Origin of the sequence: Pseudomonas sp. BAV 4579 (assembly GCF_009765395.1) — a bacterium.
GTDB lineage: Bacteria > Pseudomonadota > Gammaproteobacteria > Pseudomonadales > Pseudomonadaceae > Chryseomonas > Chryseomonas aestiva.
Map to the genome: position 1 here is coordinate 1 of NZ_WHOV01000094.1, position 18,533 is coordinate 18,533.

Annotated in this window: 17 protein-coding genes and 1 tRNA gene; 2 read left to right on the forward strand and 16 right to left on the reverse strand. The window is 66.6% G+C overall.

Annotated features, from left to right (window positions below; genetic code table 11):
• Positions 1-157 precede the first annotated feature (157 nt).
• The 15 genes from GSQ95_RS17995 to GSQ95_RS18065 all read right to left on the reverse strand — a co-directional run bounded on the left by GSQ95_RS17995 (position 158) and on the right by GSQ95_RS18065 (position 15,816).
• Positions 158-248, reverse strand: a tRNA-Ser gene (locus GSQ95_RS17995).
• A 61-nt stretch (positions 249-309) separates the two neighbouring features.
• Entirely contained in the window at positions 310-495 is a 186-nt protein-coding gene (gene csrA / locus GSQ95_RS18000; RefSeq protein WP_007159101.1) for a carbon storage regulator CsrA, read from the reverse strand.
• 156 nt (positions 496-651) lie between these two features.
• On the reverse strand, positions 652-1,887 hold the full coding sequence (locus GSQ95_RS18005) for an aspartate kinase (protein WP_158895086.1): 1,236 nt from the start codon (positions 1,885-1,887) through the stop codon (positions 652-654).
• Between the two features lie 226 nt (positions 1,888-2,113).
• Positions 2,114-4,738, reverse strand: a complete 2,625-nt coding sequence (gene alaS, locus GSQ95_RS18010) for an alanine--tRNA ligase (protein ID WP_158895088.1) — start codon at positions 4,736-4,738, stop codon at positions 2,114-2,116.
• 185 nt (positions 4,739-4,923) lie between these two features.
• Positions 4,924-5,922, reverse strand: a complete 999-nt coding sequence (ltaE, locus tag GSQ95_RS18015) for a low-specificity L-threonine aldolase (protein ID WP_158895090.1) — start codon at positions 5,920-5,922, stop codon at positions 4,924-4,926.
• A gap of 11 nt (positions 5,923-5,933) precedes the next feature.
• Complete coding sequence (astE, locus tag GSQ95_RS18020) at positions 5,934-6,941, reverse strand: succinylglutamate desuccinylase (RefSeq protein ID WP_158895092.1); 1,008 nt, start codon at positions 6,939-6,941, stop codon at positions 5,934-5,936.
• Positions 6,942-6,980: 39 nt separating this feature from the next.
• A complete protein-coding gene (locus tag GSQ95_RS18025; protein ID WP_158895094.1) occupies positions 6,981-7,277 on the reverse strand; it encodes a GTPase in 297 nt (98 codons plus the stop codon).
• A gap of 14 nt (positions 7,278-7,291) precedes the next feature.
• Entirely contained in the window at positions 7,292-8,653 is a 1,362-nt protein-coding gene (gene astB / locus GSQ95_RS18030) for an N-succinylarginine dihydrolase (protein WP_158895096.1), read from the reverse strand.
• The gene (gene astD / locus GSQ95_RS18035) at positions 8,650-10,113 is read right to left on the reverse strand and encodes a succinylglutamate-semialdehyde dehydrogenase (RefSeq protein ID WP_158895098.1); all 1,464 of its coding nucleotides are present in this window, start codon (positions 10,111-10,113) and stop codon (positions 8,650-8,652) included. Before astD ends, astB begins: the two co-directional genes overlap by 4 nt.
• A gap of 9 nt (positions 10,114-10,122) precedes the next feature.
• On the reverse strand, positions 10,123-11,130 hold the full coding sequence (gene astA / locus GSQ95_RS18040) for an arginine N-succinyltransferase (RefSeq protein WP_158895100.1): 1,008 nt from the start codon (positions 11,128-11,130) through the stop codon (positions 10,123-10,125).
• A 26-nt stretch (positions 11,131-11,156) separates the two neighbouring features.
• Positions 11,157-12,176, reverse strand: a complete 1,020-nt coding sequence (gene aruF, locus GSQ95_RS18045; RefSeq protein WP_158895102.1) for an arginine/ornithine succinyltransferase subunit alpha — start codon at positions 12,174-12,176, stop codon at positions 11,157-11,159.
• A gap of 62 nt (positions 12,177-12,238) precedes the next feature.
• Positions 12,239-13,459: an aspartate aminotransferase family protein gene (locus GSQ95_RS18050; protein WP_158895104.1), complete on the reverse strand. Its 1,221-nt coding sequence runs from the start codon at positions 13,457-13,459 to the stop codon at positions 12,239-12,241.
• 185 nt (positions 13,460-13,644) lie between these two features.
• Entirely contained in the window at positions 13,645-14,109 is a 465-nt protein-coding gene (locus tag GSQ95_RS18055) for a hypothetical protein (RefSeq protein ID WP_133859558.1), read from the reverse strand.
• A gap of 133 nt (positions 14,110-14,242) precedes the next feature.
• The gene (gene pdxH, locus GSQ95_RS18060) at positions 14,243-14,890 is read right to left on the reverse strand and encodes a pyridoxamine 5'-phosphate oxidase (protein WP_158895106.1); all 648 of its coding nucleotides are present in this window, start codon (positions 14,888-14,890) and stop codon (positions 14,243-14,245) included.
• 80 nt (positions 14,891-14,970) lie between these two features.
• Positions 14,971-15,816: an OmpA family protein gene (locus GSQ95_RS18065; RefSeq protein ID WP_158895108.1), complete on the reverse strand. Its 846-nt coding sequence runs from the start codon at positions 15,814-15,816 to the stop codon at positions 14,971-14,973.
• Positions 15,817-16,091: 275 nt separating this feature from the next.
• Between GSQ95_RS18065 and GSQ95_RS18070 the strand changes: the two genes are divergently transcribed.
• Entirely contained in the window at positions 16,092-16,511 is a 420-nt protein-coding gene (locus GSQ95_RS18070; RefSeq protein ID WP_158895110.1) for a hypothetical protein, read from the forward strand.
• A 225-nt stretch (positions 16,512-16,736) separates the two neighbouring features.
• Positions 16,737-17,330, forward strand: a complete 594-nt coding sequence (locus tag GSQ95_RS18075) for an NYN domain-containing protein (RefSeq protein ID WP_133859562.1) — start codon at positions 16,737-16,739, stop codon at positions 17,328-17,330.
• A gap of 9 nt (positions 17,331-17,339) precedes the next feature.
• On the opposite strand, the gene GSQ95_RS18080 is transcribed toward GSQ95_RS18075, so the two are convergent.
• Complete coding sequence (locus GSQ95_RS18080; RefSeq protein WP_158895112.1) at positions 17,340-18,485, reverse strand: serine hydrolase domain-containing protein; 1,146 nt, start codon at positions 18,483-18,485, stop codon at positions 17,340-17,342.
• Positions 18,486-18,533 lie beyond the last annotated feature (48 nt).

Consider the following 18,533-nt stretch of genomic DNA (forward strand, 5'->3'; position numbering starts at 1 on the left):
CCGACCGCTCGGTTCGTAGCCGAGTACTCTATCCAGCTGAGCTACGAGTGCGTTGAAGCTGCGTATTCTAGCTTCCGTTTCTGACGTGTCAAGCAAATTTGCTTGTTTATCAGGTACTTACCAATCGGTCAGTACAGCGGAGCCAGTTTGAAGCAAATGGCGGTGAGGGAGGGATTCGAACCCTCGACACCCTTTTGAGGTGTACTCCCTTAGCAGGGGAGCGCCTTCGGCCACTCGGCCACCTCACCGCAACGGGGCGAAACTATATCGAAGGTTTGCCCGTTTGCAAAGAGAAAAATTCAAAAAAAATCAGTGGTTTGGTTCTTGGTCCTTTTCCTTCTGGATGCGCTGATAGATTTCCTCGCGATGAACCGCGACTTCCTTGGGTGCATTGACGCCGATGCGGACCTGGTTGCCCTTGACTCCCAGTACCGTCACGGTGACTTCATCACCCACCATCAGGGTCTCACCAACCCGACGAGTCAAAATAAGCATTCCATTCTCCTTAAGCTTTTAACTCAGTCTGCACGTATGAACCGAAACGATCCCTGAATGGACCTTCTAGTCGCTATTGACCTCTGTCCATGCAAGTAAAGTTCCGTAGAACCCGCGTCGGATGAGGTCCCTGTGGCAGGGACCTCATCTGACCGGTCACTCGGCGCCGCGTGCGGGGGCGTCGAGCTCGAAAGCGGTATGCAGGGCACGGACGGCCAGTTCGAGGTATTTCTCCTCGATGACCACCGACACCTTGATCTCGGAGGTGGAGATCATCTGGATGTTGATGCTCTCCTTGGCCAGGGCTTCGAACATCTGGCTGGCCACACCGGCATGGGATCTCATGCCCACGCCAACGATGGAGACCTTGGCGATCTTGCTGTCGCCGACGGACTCCCGGGCACCGATCTCGACGCCGGTGCGCCTGAGGATCTCCAGGGCCGCCTGGTAGTCGTTGCGGTGCACGGTGAAGGTGAAGTCGGTGGTGTTATCGTGCGCGACGTTCTGCACGATCATGTCGACTTCGATGTTGGCCGCGCTGATCGGGCCGAGGATCTTGAAGGCCACGCCGGGGGTATCCGGCACACCGCGAATGGTCAGCTTGGCTTCGTCACGGTTGAAGGCGATGCCGGAGATGATCGGCTGTTCCATGGATTCCTCTTCATCAAGGGTAATGAGGGTGCCCGGACCCTCCTGAAAGCTGTGCAGCACGCGCAGCGGCACGTTGTACTTGCCGGCGAATTCCACCGAGCGGATCTGCAGCACCTTGGAGCCGAGGCTGGCCATTTCCAGCATTTCCTCGAAGGTGATCTTGTCCAGGCGCCGGGCCTGGGGCACCACGCGCGGATCGGTGGTGTAGACGCCGTCGACGTCGGTGTAGATCTGGCACTCGTCGGCCTTCAGCGCGGCCGCCAGGGCCACGCCGGTGGTGTCGGAGCCACCACGGCCCAGGGTGGTGATGTTGCCCTGCTCGTCGACGCCCTGGAAGCCCGCCACGACCACCACCTTGCGCGCCTTGAGGTCGGCGCGGATGCGGGCGTCGTCGATCTGCTGGATGCGTGCCTTGGTGTGGGCGCTGTCGGTGAGGATGCGCACCTGGCTGCCCGTGTAGGAGACCGCCTGGACGCCGCGCTTGAGCAGCGCCATGGTCAGCAGGCCGATGGTGACCTGCTCGCCGGTGGAAACCATGACATCCAGCTCGCGCGGATCGGGTTGCTCCATGATCTGCCTGGCGAGGCCGATCAGGCGATTGGTCTCGCCGCTCATGGCCGACACCACCACCACGATCTGGTCGCCCGCCTCATGGAAGCGTTTCACCTTGTCGGCGACCTGCTCGATACGCTCCACCGTACCCACCGAGGTACCGCCGAATTTCTGTACGATCAATGCCATTGCTTGCTGCCCGTCCGCAGAAAAATCTGATTCAAGTTGTTGAGGGAGGAAGCGGGCCGCCCTCCCCGGCGACCCGCGCCCGTTCATAATCTGCTGCGCGTCGGCCAAACGGCGTTGGAATTGCTTTCGGAATGCTCACTTGCCATTCGTAAACTCGAACGCGAGTCCGATCCGCTTGCTCAAGCACTTCCGCCTTGTTTGGCTCTAGCTCGCGAGATCATGGCTCCTATAGGCTTTCCTCGGCGTACTGGCCGGCACAGGCCAGGGCCGCTGCGAGCTGGCTGGCATCGGTGCCGCCGCCCTGGGCCATGTCCGGACGACCGCCGCCCTTGCCACCGACCACGGCCGCAGCGCGTTTCATCAGCTCGCCGGCCTTGAGCCTGGCGGTCAGGTCGGCGGTGACGCCGGCCACCAGCACCACCTTGCCGTCGGCTTCGCCACCCAGCAGGATCATGCCGCTGCCGAGCTTGTTCTTGAGCTGGTCGACCAGCGCCAGCAGCGCCTTGCCGTCGAGACCGTCGAGGCGCGCGGTGAGCACCTTGGCGCCCTTGACGTCCTGCGCCTGGTCCAGCAGGTCACCGGCCGAGGCACTGGCGGCCTTGGCCTTGAGCTGCTCGATTTCCTTTTCCAGCTGGCGATTGCGCTCGACCAGCGCGGCCAGCTTGTCCAGCACGTTGTCGCGACTGCCCTTGAGCAGGCTGGCGGCTTCGCGCAGCTGCTCCTCGGCGCCGTTGAGGTAGGCCAGGGCCGCGGTGCCGGTGATGGCTTCCACGCGGCGCACGCCGGAGGCCACGCCGCCTTCGCTGACCAGCTTGAGCAGGCCGATGTCGCCGGTCTGGGCCACATGGGTGCCACCGCACAGCTCGACGGAGAACTCGCCGCCCATGCCGACCACCCGCACCACGTCGCCGTACTTCTCGCCGAACAGCGCCATGGCGCCGCGGGCCTTGGCTTCGTCGATGGCCATGACTTCGGTGGTCACCGCGCTGTTCTTGCGGATCTCTTCGTTGACGATGGTCTCGATGCGCTTGAGCTCCTCGGGCTTGATGGCCTCGAAGTGGCTGAAGTCGAATCTCAGGCGCTGGTCGTTGACCAGGGAGCCCTTCTGGTGGACGTGATCGCCCAGCACCTGGCGCAGCGCGGCGTGCAGCAGGTGGGTACCGGAGTGGTTCAGGGCGATGCCCTGGCGGCGGCTGGCGTCGACCTGGGCCATGAGCGCGGTGCCGACGTTGAGGCTGCCCCTGGTCACCACGCCATGGTGCAGGAAGGCACCCTGGGTCTTGGTGGTGTCGCGCACGGCAAAGCCGACGCCGGCGCTTTCCAGGGTACCGGTATCACCGACCTGGCCACCGGATTCACCGTAGAACGGCGTCTGGTCGAGGATGACCACGCCCTCCTCGCCTTCGGCCAGGCTGTCCACCGGCTGACCGGCACGGTACAGGGCGACGATGGTGCCCGAGGCGATGGTGGTGTCGTAGCCGAGGAAGCGGGTTTCGCCCTCGACCTTGACCAGGCTGTTGTAATCCACGCCAAAGGCACTGGCGGAGCGGGCGCGCTCGCGCTGGGCTTCCATCTCGCGCTCGAAACCGGCCTCGTCGAGGTTGAGATTGCGCTCGCGGGCGATGTCGTTGGTCAGGTCGACCGGGAACCCGTAGGTGTCATAGAGCTTGAACACCACGTCACCGGGGATGGTGTCGCCCTGCAGTTGCGCCAGATCCTGCTCGAGGATCTTCAGACCCTGCTCCAGGGTCTTGGCGAACTGCTCTTCCTCGGTGCGCAGCACGCGCTCGATGTGCGCCTGCTGCTGGACCAGCTCGGGATAGGCCTGGCCCATCTCGGCCACCAGGGCGGCGACGATCCTGTGGAAGAAGGTGCCCTTGGCGCCCAGCTTGTTGCCATGACGGCAGGCGCGGCGAATGATGCGCCGCAGCACGTAGCCGCGGCCTTCATTGGATGGCAGCACGCCGTCGGCGATCAGGAAGCTGCAGGAGCGGATGTGGTCGGCCACCACCTTGAGCGACGGGGCGTCGTCATTGGCGCAGCCGATGGCCTCGGCCGAGGCCGCCAGCAGTTGCTGGAACAGGTCGATCTCGTAGTTCGAATGCACGTGCTGCAGCACCGCGCTGACCCGCTCCAGGCCCATGCCGGTGTCGACGCTGGGCGCCGGCAGCGGATGCAGGACGCCATCGGCGGTGCGGTTGAACTGCATGAAGACGTTGTTCCAGATCTCGATGTAGCGATCGCCGTCTTCTTCCGGCGAGCCGGGCGGGCCACCCCAGATCTCGGCACCGTGGTCGAAGAAGATCTCGGTGCAGGGACCGCAGGGACCGGTGTCGCCCATGGTCCAGAAGTTGTCCGAGGCATAGGGCGCGCCCTTGTTGTCGCCGATGCGCACCATCTGCGCCTCGGGCACCCCGACTTCCTTGGTCCAGATGTCGTAGGCCTCGTCATCGGTGGCATAGACGGTGACCCAGAGCTTTTCCCGGGGCAGACCCAGCCACTGGGGCGAGGTGAGGAATTCCCAGGCGAAGGTGATGGCGTCGCGCTTGAAGTAGTCGCCGAAGCTGAAGTTGCCCAGCATCTCGAAGAAGGTGTGGTGACGCGCCGTGTAGCCGACGTTCTCCAGGTCGTTGTGCTTGCCGCCCGCGCGCACGCACTTCTGGCTGGTGGCGGCGCGGGTGTAGCTGCGCTTTTCCATGCCGAGAAAGCAGTCCTTGAACTGATTCATCCCGGCGTTGGTGAACAGCAGGGTCGGATCGTTCGCGGGGATCAGCGAACTGGAGGCGACCCGGGTGTGCCCCTTCTCTTCGAAGAAGCGGAGGAAGGCTTCGCGGATTTCGGCGCTTTTCATATTCATTCCAGACAATGGGCTTTTCGACGCGCGTGACGGGCATCCGACTGGATCGCAGACGAGACGAACGGAGCGGGCGCCGCAGACGCGGCACGTGCGGAAAACGGACACGCATGTCTGGGAGTATATCGACGCCCGCGCCCCGGTGTCGCCCCGGTTGCGCAGGAAAAACGTCGTCGGAAGACTTAGCGGCGGCGGTAGGCGGAGAAAGCGGCGATGACCGCCTCGATATCGGCGGCGCTGACGTCCAGATGGGTAACCAGTCGCAGGCGTGCTGCCGGACTGATGCGGATGCCACGCTCGGCCAGGAAGGCATGCAGGGCGGGCGCCTGGTCGCCCAGGGCGAGATAGACCATGTTGGTCTGCACCGGCTCCACCTGATAGCCGAGCTCGGCCAGGGCGGTGCCGAGTTGCGCCGCGTGGGCGTGGTCCTCGGCCAGCCGCTCGACCTGGTGATCGAGGACATGCAGGCCGGCGGCCGCGAGGATGCCGGCCTGGCGCATGCCACCACCCACCACCTTGCGCCAGCGCCGCGCCTTGGCGATGAGCGCGGCCTCGCCGCAGAGCACCGAACCCACCGGCGCGCCGAGGCCCTTGGACAGGCAAACCGATACCGAGTCGAAATGCTGGCTGATCTCGCGCACCGGTACGCCGAGCTTGACCGCGGCGTTGTACAGCCGCGCGCCATCCAGGTGCAGCGCCAGGCCGTGCTCCCGGGTGAAGGCCCGCGCCGCCGCCAGATAGGCCAGTGGGAGGACCTTGCCGTGCATGGTGTTTTCCAGCGCCAGCAGCCGGGTGCGGGCGAAATGGAAATCATCGGCCTTGATGTAGCTGCGCACCAGATCGAGGTCGAGACTGCCATCGGCGGCCATCTCGATGGGCTGCGGCTGAATGGAGCCGAGCACCGCGGCGCCGCCGCCCTCGTACTTGTAGGTGTGGGCCTGCTGGCCGACCAGGTATTCGTCGCCCCGCTCGCAGTGCGCCAGCAGGCCGAGCAGGTTGCTCATGGTGCCGCTGGGCACGAAGAGTCCGGCCTCCAGCCCGAGATCGCCTGCCAGACGTTGCTCCAGGCGGGAGACCGTGGGGTCTTCGCCGTAGACGTCATCGCCGAGTTCGGCGGCCAGCATGGCCTGGCGCATGGCCGGCGTGGGCTGGGTGACGGTGTCGCTGCGCAGATCGATCAAGCGGTAGCTCCTTATGCCGGGACCACGATGAGTCCGGCCCGCAGGCCGACGGCGACCTTGGGATTGGGGAAGATGATGCGCGCCTCGGCCTCGTCGACGATCCAGCGCTCGCTGCCGTCTTCGGCCAGTAATGAACCCTGGCGCAGCGGCGAGAAGTTGGCCACGTCGTCGGCCAGGTGCAACTGGAAACGCGGACTGGACTTGTACACCTGGCGCGCCACGCGGAATCTCAGCAACGAGGAATCCGCTGGCGGCAACTCGGCTTCGCGGCCTTCGACCAGGGCTTCCAGCAGCAGGCGCAGGCGACTCAGGTCGAGTTCGCTGTTCTCGCCGAAGGGCCGTGCCTGGCCCAGCTCCAGGGTCAGGGCCTCGGCCTGGCATTCGGCGTAGGTGTAGGCGCTGAAGGTGATGCCCGGCTTGTCGTAGAGCAGCACGGCCTCGATGCCGGCCGCTTCGAGGCGCTGCAGCTCGGCTTCCGAATGCTCGCGCCCGGCGCTCCAGGGATAGAGGGCGAAGCGCGGCAGCGCCGAGGCGCGCAGCGCGGTGTGCAGGTCGTAATGCAGGCGCGCCCGATCGGGCTTGCTGAAGAACTGCGCGGACAGGCGCTCCAGGTCGTTGGCGCGTTGCGCCTCGGAGCCTTCGGCCTGGGCATGGCGGCCGTTGAAGAGGCGATTCAGATCCTGCTCGACATAGCGGGTGCCCCGGCGCATGGCGTCGGGATTGCCGTACATGAACAGCAGACGACAGGCGGGGCGCAGGGCGCCGCTGGCGATGCCGCTGAGCAACGCGTCGAGCAGCTCCATGGGCGCCGTCTCGTTGCCATGGATACCCGCGGAGAGCAGCAGGTCCATGCGGTTGTCGCGCGCCACCGGCGGGGTGACTTCCAGTACGCCTTCGGTCAGCCAGTGGAGACGGGTGCCGTCGGCAGTCAGTTGAATCTTCTCGGTCGGCTCGCGGCCGGCCAGGGTCAGGTCCAGCAGGCGGCCAAGCGCCAACCGATAACGTTCAGATGCAGCCATGCTCTACTCCGCTGAGCGACGTGTCGTCGGGCTAGATACTCAATGATCGTGGCCGCAACCGCAATCGGCGTCATGCACAGGCTTCTCATCGCCTTCGTCGGCGAAGGTCTCCAGGGCGATGGACAGGCCCAGGGCATTGAGGGCCTGGGGACGCAGCACCAGGACCGGGGTCTGCTCCTCATCATCCTGGGAGTCGGCGAAGATGTTGAGACCGCCGCTGCCATCGGCTTCCAGCCAGAGGTCGCGACCGGCCAGACGGATGGCCAGGCGCTGGACCTGCAGCGTCTGCTGCTCGTCGCCGGTGGGTTCGAGGATGAGATCGAGAAGGTGGCTCATGGGGGCTCCGGAGGTCAGGGCAATTGAAAGGGATAGACCGAGCCGAGGCCCAGCAGCTGGGTCAACTCGTCGAGGGCGGTGCGGACTTCGCCCAGCAACTGGGGATCGGCGAGATCCGCAGGTGTCAGGCGGTCGCGGTAGTGGCGATCCACCCAGTCGAGCAGTTGGGCATGCAGCGCCGGGGTAAAGCGTACCCCCGGATTCACCGCGGTCAGCTCGTCGGCGGTGAGCGCCACGCGCAGGCGCAGGCAGGCGGGGCCGCCGCCGTTCTGCATGCTCTGCTTGAGATCGAAGACCTTGACCTCAGCCAGCGGGCCTGCGCCGCCGACCTGGGCCTGCAGATAGTCCCAGACCAGCGGATTCTGTCGGCACTCGTCGGGCACCACCAGCAATGCGCCCTGCCCCGGTCGATCCAGCAGCTGGCTGTTGAACAGATAGGAGCGCACGGCGTCACCGACGCTGATCTCGCTGCGCCGCACGCAGAGGCGTTGCAAGGTGGCACCGCGTCGGGCGAGCTTGGCTTGCAATTCGTCGAGTACACGATCGCTGTCGAGGAAGGCATCCTCATGGTGGAACAGCACCTGGGCATTGCCCACCGAGATGACGTCATTGTGGAAGACGCCCTGGTCCACCACCGCCGGATTCTGCTGGGCGAACACCACGCCCTCCTCGCTCAGGCCATGCAGGCGGGCGATAGCCTGGGAGGCTTCCAGGGTCTGCCGGGCCGGATAGCGATGGGGCTCGGGATAGCGCGGATCGAAGGCGCTGCGACCGAAGACGAAAAATTCCACGCCCGGGGCGCCGTGGTCGCGACTGAAGCGGGTGTGGTTGGCCGCGCCCTCGTCACCGAACTGGGCCACCGAGGGCAGTGGCGCATGATGCTGGAAACGCGCGGGATCGCGAAACATCGCCTGGAGGATGCGCGCCGTGGTGCTGGGTTCGAGGCTGCGGTGGAACTTGCAGGCCAGGTTGGCCGGGGTGAAATGCACGCGGCCGTCGCGGGTGTCGGCGCTGGGGCTGACGGTGGCGGCGTTGGCCGTCCACATGGCCGAGGCGGAACTGGCGGACAGCAGCAGCGGCAAGGCTTCGCGCGCCGCGCCCTCCAGCACCTGGGCATCGCTGCCGGCGAACCCCAGGCGGCGCAGCGAGGCAATGTCGGGTCGTTCGTGGGGGGCCAGCACACCTTGCTCGAAGCCCAGCTCCATCAGCGCCTGCATCTTGGCCAGGCCCTGGCGCGCGGCCTCGCGCGGATTCGAGCACTGCTGCTTGCTGGCCTGGGAGGCCACGTTGCCATAGGACAGGCCGGCATAGTTGTGGGTCGGACCGACCAGGCCGTCGAAATTGACCTCCCGCGCGGCAGGGGCGAGTTGACTCATAGCTGTAGTCCTGGAGGCAGTTGGCTGGGCAGGGTCAGGGCGTCGCTTTCCAGCGAGGCGACCGGGAAGGCGCAGTAGTCCGCGGCGTAATAGGCGCTGGGTCGATGATTGCCCGAGGCACCGACGCCGCCGAAGGGGGCGGCACTGGCCGCCCCGGTCAGGGGCCGATTCCAGTTGACGATGCCAGCGCGCACCCCTTGCCAGAAGCGTTCGTAGAGGGCCGGATCGTCGGCCAGCAGGCCGGCCGCCAGTCCAAAGCGAGTAGCGTTGGCCAGCGCCAGCGCCTCGTCGAAGTCGCCATAGCGCTGGACCTGCAACAGCGGCCCGAAGACTTCTTCATCGGGCAGGTCGGCGATCCCCGACACCTCGATGATCCCCGGCGTGAGCAGCGCTCGCTGGGGCTCCGGCTGCCGCAACTCCAGCAGTACCCGGCCACCCTGGGCCAGGCGCTGCGCCTGGGTCTGCAGCAGGGCCTGGGCAGCGGCGAGGGAGATGACGGTGCCCATGAAGGGCGCCGGAGCGGCGTCGAAGGGACCGGTGCTGAGCCCGGCGCTGACACTCACCAGGCGCGCCAGCAGGGCATCGCCCCAGGCCCCCTTGGGTACGAGCAGGCGGCGGGCGCAGGTGCAGCGCTGCCCGGCGGAGAGGAAGGCCGACTGGACGATGGTCACCACGGCGGCGTCCAGATCGGCCACCGGCGCCACCACCAGCGGATTGTTGCCGCCCATCTCCAGGGCCAGCAGTCGCTGCGGACGGTCCGCGTTGAGACGATGCAGCGCCGCGCCGGTGGCGCTGGAGCCGGTGAAGAGGATGCCGTCCAGACCCGGATGCGCAGCCAGGGCCTCGCCGGTGGTCCGGCCGCCCTGCACGAGATTGAGTACCCCGGCCGGCAGCCCGGCGGCGATCCAGCATTCCAGGGTCAGGGCGGCGAAACGCGGGGTCAGCTCGCTGGGCTTGAACACCACCGTGTTGCCAGCCAGCAACGCCGGGACGATATGGCCATTGGGCAGATGGCCGGGAAAGTTGTAGGGACCGAAGACCGCCAGGACGCCGTGCGGTCGATGGTGCGTGACGCTGCGGGCGTCCGCCACGCTCGCCGAACGCTCGCCGCTACGGGCCGCTTCGGCCTGGGCCGAGATGGCCACCTTGGCGATCATGCTGCCGAGCTCGGTATCGGCCTCCCACAGCGGCTTGCCGGTTTCCTCGGCCAAGGCCCGGGTCAGCGCGGAGCGGCGTTGCTGCAGCGCCTGGGCGAAGGCCTGCAGGATCTCCAGGCGCGCGGCCTGGCCGCGTCTTTCCCAGGCGGGAAAGGCCTGGCGCGCCGCGGCGATCGCCTGCTCGACGTCCGCTGCGTCCGCGGCGGCGCCCTGCCAGAGCGCGGTCCCGGCGTAGGGATCGAGCGAGGTGAAGGTCTCGCCGCGCCCGGGGCACCACTGACCAGCGATATAGAGGCTATCCATGGGGTCTCCTCAGGGCATCAGGCGCACGGCGCGCACCTGGGCGCCGGCCATCAGCCGCAGTTCGCGGGCGGTGGCCAGATCGACCACCAGGGTGCCGGACGCCAGGCGCGCGCGCGCGCTGGTGATGCGGCAGTCCTGGCATTTGCGGTTGTGGATCAGATAGACCTCGGCATCGTCGCCCGGCGTGCCGACCGCCAGTACCAGGCGCTGGCTGTCGCGGATCGCACGCAGCTTGGCGGTCTCGGCCTCCACGGTCGGCCCCGCGTCGAAGATGTCGACATAGCCCTGGTAGTTGAAGCCCTCGGCCTCCAGCAGGCGGCGCGCCGCCTCGGTGTCCGGGTGTACCCGACCGATCACCTGGCGCGCTTCCGGCGACAGGAAGCAGGTGTACAGCGGAAAGCGCGGCATCAGCTCGGCGATGAAACCGCGATTGCCGATGCCGGTGAGATAGTCCGCCTGGGAAAATTCCATCTTGAAGAAATGCCGGCCCAGGGCTTCCCAGAAGGGTGACCGGCCCTGGTCGTCGGACATGCCGCGCAATTCGGCGATGATGCGCTCGGCGAACAGCTCGCGGAATTCGGCGATGAACAGGAAGCGGGACTTGGACAGCAGGCGCCCGGCCGCGCCACCGCGCCGATCGGCGCGCAGGAACAGCGAGCAGAGTTCGGAGCTGCCGGTCATGTCGTTGGCCAGGAACAGCGTGGGGATCTGCCGGTGGATGTCCAGTTCGCGCGAGGCGCTTACCGTCAGGCCGACCCGGTAGTTGTACCAGGGCTCACGCAGACCCAGGGCGGCGGCGATCCCGGCGATACCGATGACCTCGCCGTCCTCTTCCAGGACGAACAGATAGTCCGCGTCGGCGGATTCGACCTGGCGCAGAAAGCTGTGCTCGGCATTTTCCACCCGCTGCGCCAGGCGTTCTTCACTGGCCGGCAGGGTGGTGAGACCGGCGCCGGCCGCCTGCGCCAGTTGCAGCAGCGCGGGCACATCGGCACGGGTGACGGGACGGACGATCATCGGACCTCCAAAGACGCTAGGGTCGGCTACAGCGCTACCAGACGAACCCGGTCGCCTTCGGCGATCTCCAGGGTGGCGATCTGCTCGGGGGAAAGGACGACGGCTTCGCCAGGCGTCCAGCGCAGCGGCGTGGCCAGCGCCCGAAAATTTTCCAGACCATCGTTGGCGACCAGGAACCAGGGTGCCTCGTCGCCGGCCGGGCTACCTTCGCTCACCGGCGCCAGGCGGCTCTCGGCGATCGAGCGGATGGCCGTGGTGCGGGCGTGCAGGGTCGGACCGCCATCGAAGATGTCGATGTAGTTGTCGGTTTCGAAGCCTTCCCGACTGAGGATGTCGAAGGTGATCTGGGCCCGGGGATGCACCTGGCCCATGGCCTCCTGGGCGCTGTCGGGCAGCAGGGGCACATAGAGCGGATAGGTCGGCATCAGTTCGGCGAGAAAGGTGCGACTCTTCTGCCCGGACAGGCGCTCGGCGGCGGCGTAGTCCATGTCGAAGAAGTTGCGCCCTACCCCGTTCCAGAACGGCGATTCGCCGTCGTCATCCGCCAGCCCAACAATTTCCACCACCACCGTCTCGGCAAAGCGCGCCGGGTGGGCGGCCATGAACAGCAGACGGGCGCGGGAGTTGAGTTCGGCGTGAGGGGTGTCGAGCAGCGGGCGCTGGACGTAGAAGCTGCTCAGCACGCTGTTGCCGGTCAGGTCGTGACAGAGCGACAGCACATGGACCTTGTTGTGGATCTTCAGCTCGCGCGAGGCGTGAATGAAGGTCTCGTTGCGAAAGCTGTAGAAGGGCTCGGAGAAACCGGCCGAGGCGACGATGGCCGAACAGCCCAGCAACTCGCCGCTGCGGGTGTCTTCGAGCACGAAGAAATAGCTCTCCTCGCCATGGAAGCCCACTTCGGCCGCCAGCGACGACTCCGAGGTGCGGATCTTGTCGCGCAGCCGCTCAGGGTTGTCGGGCAGCGAGGTGACGCCAACCGGGCTATCCGCGGCGAGCCGCTGGACCAGGGGCAGATCCGCCGCGCGCGCAGGGCGCATTACCAGCATGAGAACTCCTTGTGTACGGATCCATCCCTGGATGCCAGCGGTACGCGTCCCGCGTCCGGAGATTAGCCTTGGGTGAGACGCGCCAGGGCGCGATCCAGGCGGGCCAGGCCTTCGTCGATATCGGTGTCGGAGATGATCAGGCTCGGCGCCATGCGCAGCACGTCCGGGCCGGCCTGCAGGATCATCAGGCCTTCCTCGTTGGCGGCGGTGACGATGTCCTTGGCGCGCCCCTTCCAGCTGTCGTTGAGCACCGCGCCGATCAGCAGGCCGAGGCCGCGGATCTGCTGGAACAGGTGGTAGCGGGCGTTGAGCTGCTCAAGACCGGCGACAAAGCGCTGATGGCGCGCGGCGACCCCGGCCAGGGTTTCCGGGGTGGCGACGATGTCCAGCAGCGCGGCGCCCACGGCGCAACCCAGCGGATTGCCGCCATAGGTGCTGCCGTGCACGCCGGCGCTGAAGTGCTGGGCGACCTTCTCGGTGGTCAGCATGGCTGCCAGCGGGAAACCGCCGCCGATGCTCTTGGCGGTGGTGAGGATGTCCGGCACCACGCCATAGTGCTGGTAGGCGTAGAGATGACCGCTGCGACCGACCCCGCTCTGCACCTCGTCGAAGATCAGCAGGGCGCCATGGGTGTCGCACAGGCGACGCGCGCCTTCCAGGTAGGCCTGGTCGGCCGGAAGCACGCCGCCCTCGCCCTGGATGGGTTCGAGGATGACCGCGCAGGTCTTGTCCGACACCACGGCTTCGAGGGCGGCCAGGTCGTTGTAGGGCACGTGGCGGATGCCTTCGATCTTGGGACCGAAGCCATCGGAATACTTGGGCTGCCCGCCGACGCTGACGGTGAACAGGGTCCGGCCGTGGAAGCTGTTGGTGGCGGCGACGATCTCGTAGCGACTGCCGCCGCTGACGTCGTGACCATAGCGACGGGCCAGCTTGCAGGCCGCCTCGTTGGCTTCGGCGCCGGAGTTGGCGAAGAACACCCGGTCGGCGAAGGTATGGTCCACCAGCTTGCGCGCCAGGCGCAGGGCGGGCTCGTTGGTGTAGATGTTGGATACATGCCAGAGCTTGCCGGCCTGCTCGGTCAGGGCCTTGATCAGCGCGGGATGGCCATGGCCCAGGGCACTGACGGCGATGCCGCCGGCGAAGTCGACGTATTCACGATCGGCCTGATCCCAGACGCGGGAACCCTCTCCTCGCACCGGAATGAACGCGGCGGGGGCGTAGGTCGGGACCATCACCTCATCGAAGGCGGCGCGTTGCACATTGGGTTGAGAAGCGGACATCGGGATTTCTCCTGCCGATCACGGCGGTGACTGAGGGGGATTGTAGGACGACCTCCAGGCGCGGCATTGCGCCCAGGCGACAACTATTTACGGGCGAAAATGCAAACGGGCATCCGACTCGCAGTCTAGCGATTCGGACACCCGCTCTGGAAGGGCAAGGACGTACCTTCGGTACGCCCGGAAGATCAGTTGGGCGCGACGCGGCTGGTGCCGTTGACGGTCATGATGCGCACCCGCTCGCCGACGCGGAACATCTCGCCCTTGTTGACCGCCTGTACATAGGCGCGGGAGCCGCCGTCGTCTTCCTTCACGGTGATCTCGACACCGCTGGCCTTGGTGAAGCCTTCTTCGGTGGCCGCACCCAGCAGGCCGCCGGCTACCGCGCCGATGATGGCGGTGACGAAGCTGCCACGCCCGCCGCCAATGGCGCTACCGCCAATGCCACCGACCACAGCGCCGGCCCCGGCGCCAACGGGCGACTTGGTGCCCTCGATGGTGACCGGACGCAGGGCGGTGATGGTACCGGTACGGACCGTCTGCACCTGCCGGGCCTCATCGCGCGAATAGACGTCGCCGGACTGATCGGAGGCGCAGCCGGCCAGCAGGGCGACGGCGGTCAGGGAAGCGGCGAGTTGAAGGACTCTGTTCATGGGGCAACTCCAGGGGCAGTTGAAAGACACTGGCCGTACCGGGCAGCGGTACGGGCGCAGATCGCTATTATCCTTGACCCAGGGCGTCCGGGGAGGTTTCCGGCGACTGTAATCTCGGCACCTTGCGAACGCCTTAAGGAGCCAGGCGCTGGCGCTGCCAGCCACCCTCTACGCGCTGGTAATCCAGCCGATCGTGGAGGCGGCTGGAGCGCCCCTGCCAGAATTCGATGCGCTGGGGCCTCAGGCGATAGCCACCCCAGAACGGCGGCCGGCTGGGATCACCGTCGGCGAAGCGCTGCTGCACCTCGGCCAGACGCTGCTCCAACTCGTGACGGTCGGCGATGGCCTGGCTCTGCGGCGAGGCCCAAGCACCCAGGCGACTGCCCAGTGGACGGACGCGGTAGTAGGCATCGGATTCCTCGGCGGACACCTGTTCCACCCGGCCCTCGATCCGCACCTGGCGCTCCAGTGCCGGCCAGAAGAAGGTCATGGCCGCCCGCGGTTGCGCGGCCATCTGCTGCCCCTTGGCGCTGTCGTAATTGGTATAGAAGACGAAGCCCTGGGCATCGACGCCCTTGAGCAACAGCACGCGGCAATGGGGCTGGCCTTCGTCATCGACGGTGGCCAGCCAGCAGGCATTGGCTTCGACCGGAGGCTGCTCGGTACGCACCGCCTCTTCGAACCACTGCCCGAACAGGGCATAGGGATCGGCGGGCGCCTGGGCTTCGGTCAGGCCGTCGCGGGTGTAGTCGCGACGCATATCGGCGAGGGACGGTGACATGGAAGTCTCCTGCTAGGTCGGTATCGACCTAGCTTAACCAAGTCCCGCCCGGCTCGCCTGCTTCAGGACAAGCTTTGTGGCTAGCGCGCCGCCAGCGACTGCAGGCTGGCCAGCACGGTGGCGCGCGGCTGGATCAGCACCTCGACGCGGCGGTTGACGGCACGACCGGCGGCGGTGGTGTTGTCGGCACGCGGATGGGCAGCGGCCAGACCGCGCACGATCAGGCGATTGCCGCTGTAGCCGCTGAGACGGAAGATCGCCGCCACGGCCTGGGCGCGTTGCAGGCTGATCTTGTCGTTGAGCGCGGCGGCACCGGTGCTGTCGCTGAAGCCGAGCACGATGACGGCGCTGTCTTCATCCACGCTCACCGACTTGGCCGAGCGGGACAGCGGGCCGAGCATCACCGGCAGCAGCATCTCGGCGCGATCCGGGTTGAAGGAGCTGTCCACCGGCGTGATCAGTACCAGGGCGTCGTCGCGGCGCTCGACCTTGACATTGCTGCCGGCCACGGCGACGCGCAGCTTCTGCTCGTGTTCATCCAGCCAGGCCTTGCTGACCTTGACCGGTACCGGCTTGAGCGCTTCCGCCTTGGCCAGGGGCTTCACGTCTTCGCTGCCGAAGGGCCACCACCAGCGGCTGCCCTTCTCGCCTGCCGCAGCGGACTGTTCGGACTTCGCAGAGGGCGCCTTCGCCGCGACCTTGGCTTCGGCCTTGGGCTCGGCCGCCTTGGCTACCGGCTTGGCCGGCTCGGCCGCCTGGTCGCCACCACCGAACGGCCACCACCAGTGGCTGCCGCTGGCGGCGGTGCTGGCCTGGGCATTGCCCGGCTTGGCAGGCGCGGCGGCCTGGTCGCCAGTGCCCTGGAAGGAGCTGCAGGCGGATACGCCCATGCAGAGAATGAGGGTGGTGGATTTGATCAGCTTCATGCAAAGTTTCCCATCGGCGAGCCGGAGGACAGAGTGAATCAATGCCCCGGCCAGCGCCGGTGGCATGAGTGAACTTAAAGTAGTTTCGAGATTGTGGCCGCAAACCTACGCCGGGCAAAGCGGTCGAGTCACGAAATTTGAGTCTGTGCCGACCAGTGGCAGTGCCCCTGGCAGCGCGCGAAGGAAAATCCAGGCGAACCGCCGCCAGGGCGCTGCTGATGGGTTGGCGGCGAGCGAAGGTTCTGTTGACATGGCTACCCGCAGGAAGCTAGCGCATGGAAGGACTCATCGATGTCGCGACCCTGGAGCGTCTGGCCGCCAGCGCCGCAGCCATTACCCGGGATTGTCGCTGTCTGCGACGGGATCTGGCGGGATGGGCGGCCTGGCCGGTGGGCTACCGGGAAACGGATTTCGCGCAGATCGGCACCCTGGCGCGTCACGCACCCGAGGATGCCATCATCGCGGAGTACCACCCGACGGGTACGCACTACTGGTCAGCTGACGCCCCCATCGCGCCCCGCTTCTACCCCTACAACCAGAGCACGGTATGGCGGTGCCTGGGCTGCGAGCGTCTTTACCTGCGGCATGATGACGATGGCGCCTACCACGTGGCGCCGCGTATTCGCCTGCTGCAGAGCGCCCTGATCATCGATGCCCCCCATGCCAATGACGGGCGTGAAGCCGCGGCGACCTGACCACCGGCCTCCAGCGCCTGCGACCTGGCAGGGGTCGATCAGCCGGTCGGCCTTCGCCGTCCAGGAGCACTTTCGCGCCCGGGCGGACGCTCTAGATCGCGGCGTTTGCAATCCCCTCTCGTTACCTGAGGCGCAAACCGGGAATTAAGCCCACAATAGGCGCCGCGTATCCCGCGTGCGGGTGTGCGCCCATCAACGGTAAAAAAACCTGGTCCCAGCAATACGATGGCAACTACAACTCGAACGGGCGTCGCCTGGTTTGTCGACGGTGCCTATGCCCTGAGCGCCTGGAATGGTTCGGTCTATGGTGCGAAATTCGACTATCTCAAGCTACGGCTTTTCATTGAAGAGGATGCGGGCGAGCCCATAGGCGACGCCTACTACTTCAACTGCGATAGCGACCCACCCACCATCGCCCAGACCGGCTTCAACAAGTTCTTGAGCTCGGCCCCTCCCAAGGGCGCCGGTCTTAGGGTCAAGCTGTACTGGCTGCAGAGCAAGGCCCACGAATGGCCTGCCTCCGTAGGTGGCGGGCCGATCCTGCATCCGGTAACCGGCGAGCAGTACACCACCAAGAGCCAGAAAGGCGTGGATGTCGGCCTGGCCTTCAACCTGATGCGCTCCCATGCCAAGCGCGGCTGGAAGAAGCTCTACCTGGTGGCGGGCGACGGCGATTTCCACGAGGTGGTGCAGTACCTGGTGGAAAACGAAGGGGTCGAGGTCACGGTGATCGGCGCGCACTTCTCCATCAGCGGCGAGATCGCGCCCTATGTCCGGGTGATCGAATTCAAGGACATCGAGGCGGCCATCGCCCGCTAGCCGACTGCCCTAGAGGCACTCCCCTACCGCGCGCGCCAGGACCTGGGCGCGCGGATCCATCAGCACATAGGGGCCGAGGGTATTGGTGACGAAGCCAAAGGCCACCTCGCGTTCCGGATCGGCAAAGCCGGTCGAGCCGCCCGCCCCCGGATGGCCGAAGGCCTGGGAGCCAAGGCCATAGGTGGCATTGGCCTGGTCCGGCTGGTCGAGCATGAAACCCAGCCCGAAGCGGGTCGGCGTGAGCAGGGTGCGGTCCTCGCCCCGGCTGTGCTCCACCAGAGCCTCGCTTAGCGTCTCCCATTCCAGCAGATCGCCGGCCAGCAGGCCGGCATAGAATCCCGCCAGGCTGCGCGCATGGCCGTGGCCGTTGGCCGCCGGCTGCTGGAAGCGCCGCCATTCGGCCTTGTTGGTGCTGGTGAGCACCCCGGATGGATTGCCAAAGGCCAGGGTCGGCAGGGCCACGGGATCGCTCAGGGTGGTCTTGAGCAAGCGCTGCGCAGCGGCATCGCCGAGCACGCCCTTGCCTCGCACGATATGGGCGACGCGCTCGTCTTCGCTGGCCGGCAGGCCGATGTGGAAATCCAGGCCCAGGCGCTCGGCGGTCCGAGCCACGATGGCCTCGCCCGGGCCACGGCCGTCGGCGCGACGGATCAGTTCACCCAGCAGCCAGCCAAAGGTGATGGGGGCATAGCCATGGGCGGTGCCGGGCGTCCACCAGGGTGCCTCGGCGGCGACTGCGGCGGTCATGGTGTCCCAGTCGTACAGGGCGTCACCCGCCAGACGTTTGCGCAAGGCGGAGACGCCGGATCGGTGGCTGAGCAGCTGTCGTAGCGTAATGTCGGCCTTGCCGGCGGCGGCGAATTCCGGCCAGCGTTCGGCGACCGGGGCATCAAGGGCCAGCTTGCCTTCCTCCACCAGCTGCAGCGCCGCCACCGCGGTGAAGGCCTTGGTGCAGGAGAACAGATTGAGCAGGGTATCGGTGTGCCAGGGCATCTGACCGTCCTTGTCGGCCATGCCGCCCCAGAGATCCAGCACCGTTTCACCGCCGACCTGGACGCACAGCGCCGCGCTGCGGGTCTGGCCGGCCGCGAGCAACTCGGCGAAGGCCTCGCGGACGGATTCGAATCTCAGGTCGTGATAGCCGTGAACGGTCATGGGGATTTCCTTGCTGTGGTTCTTCGGTATCGCGGCCATGGCGGTCCG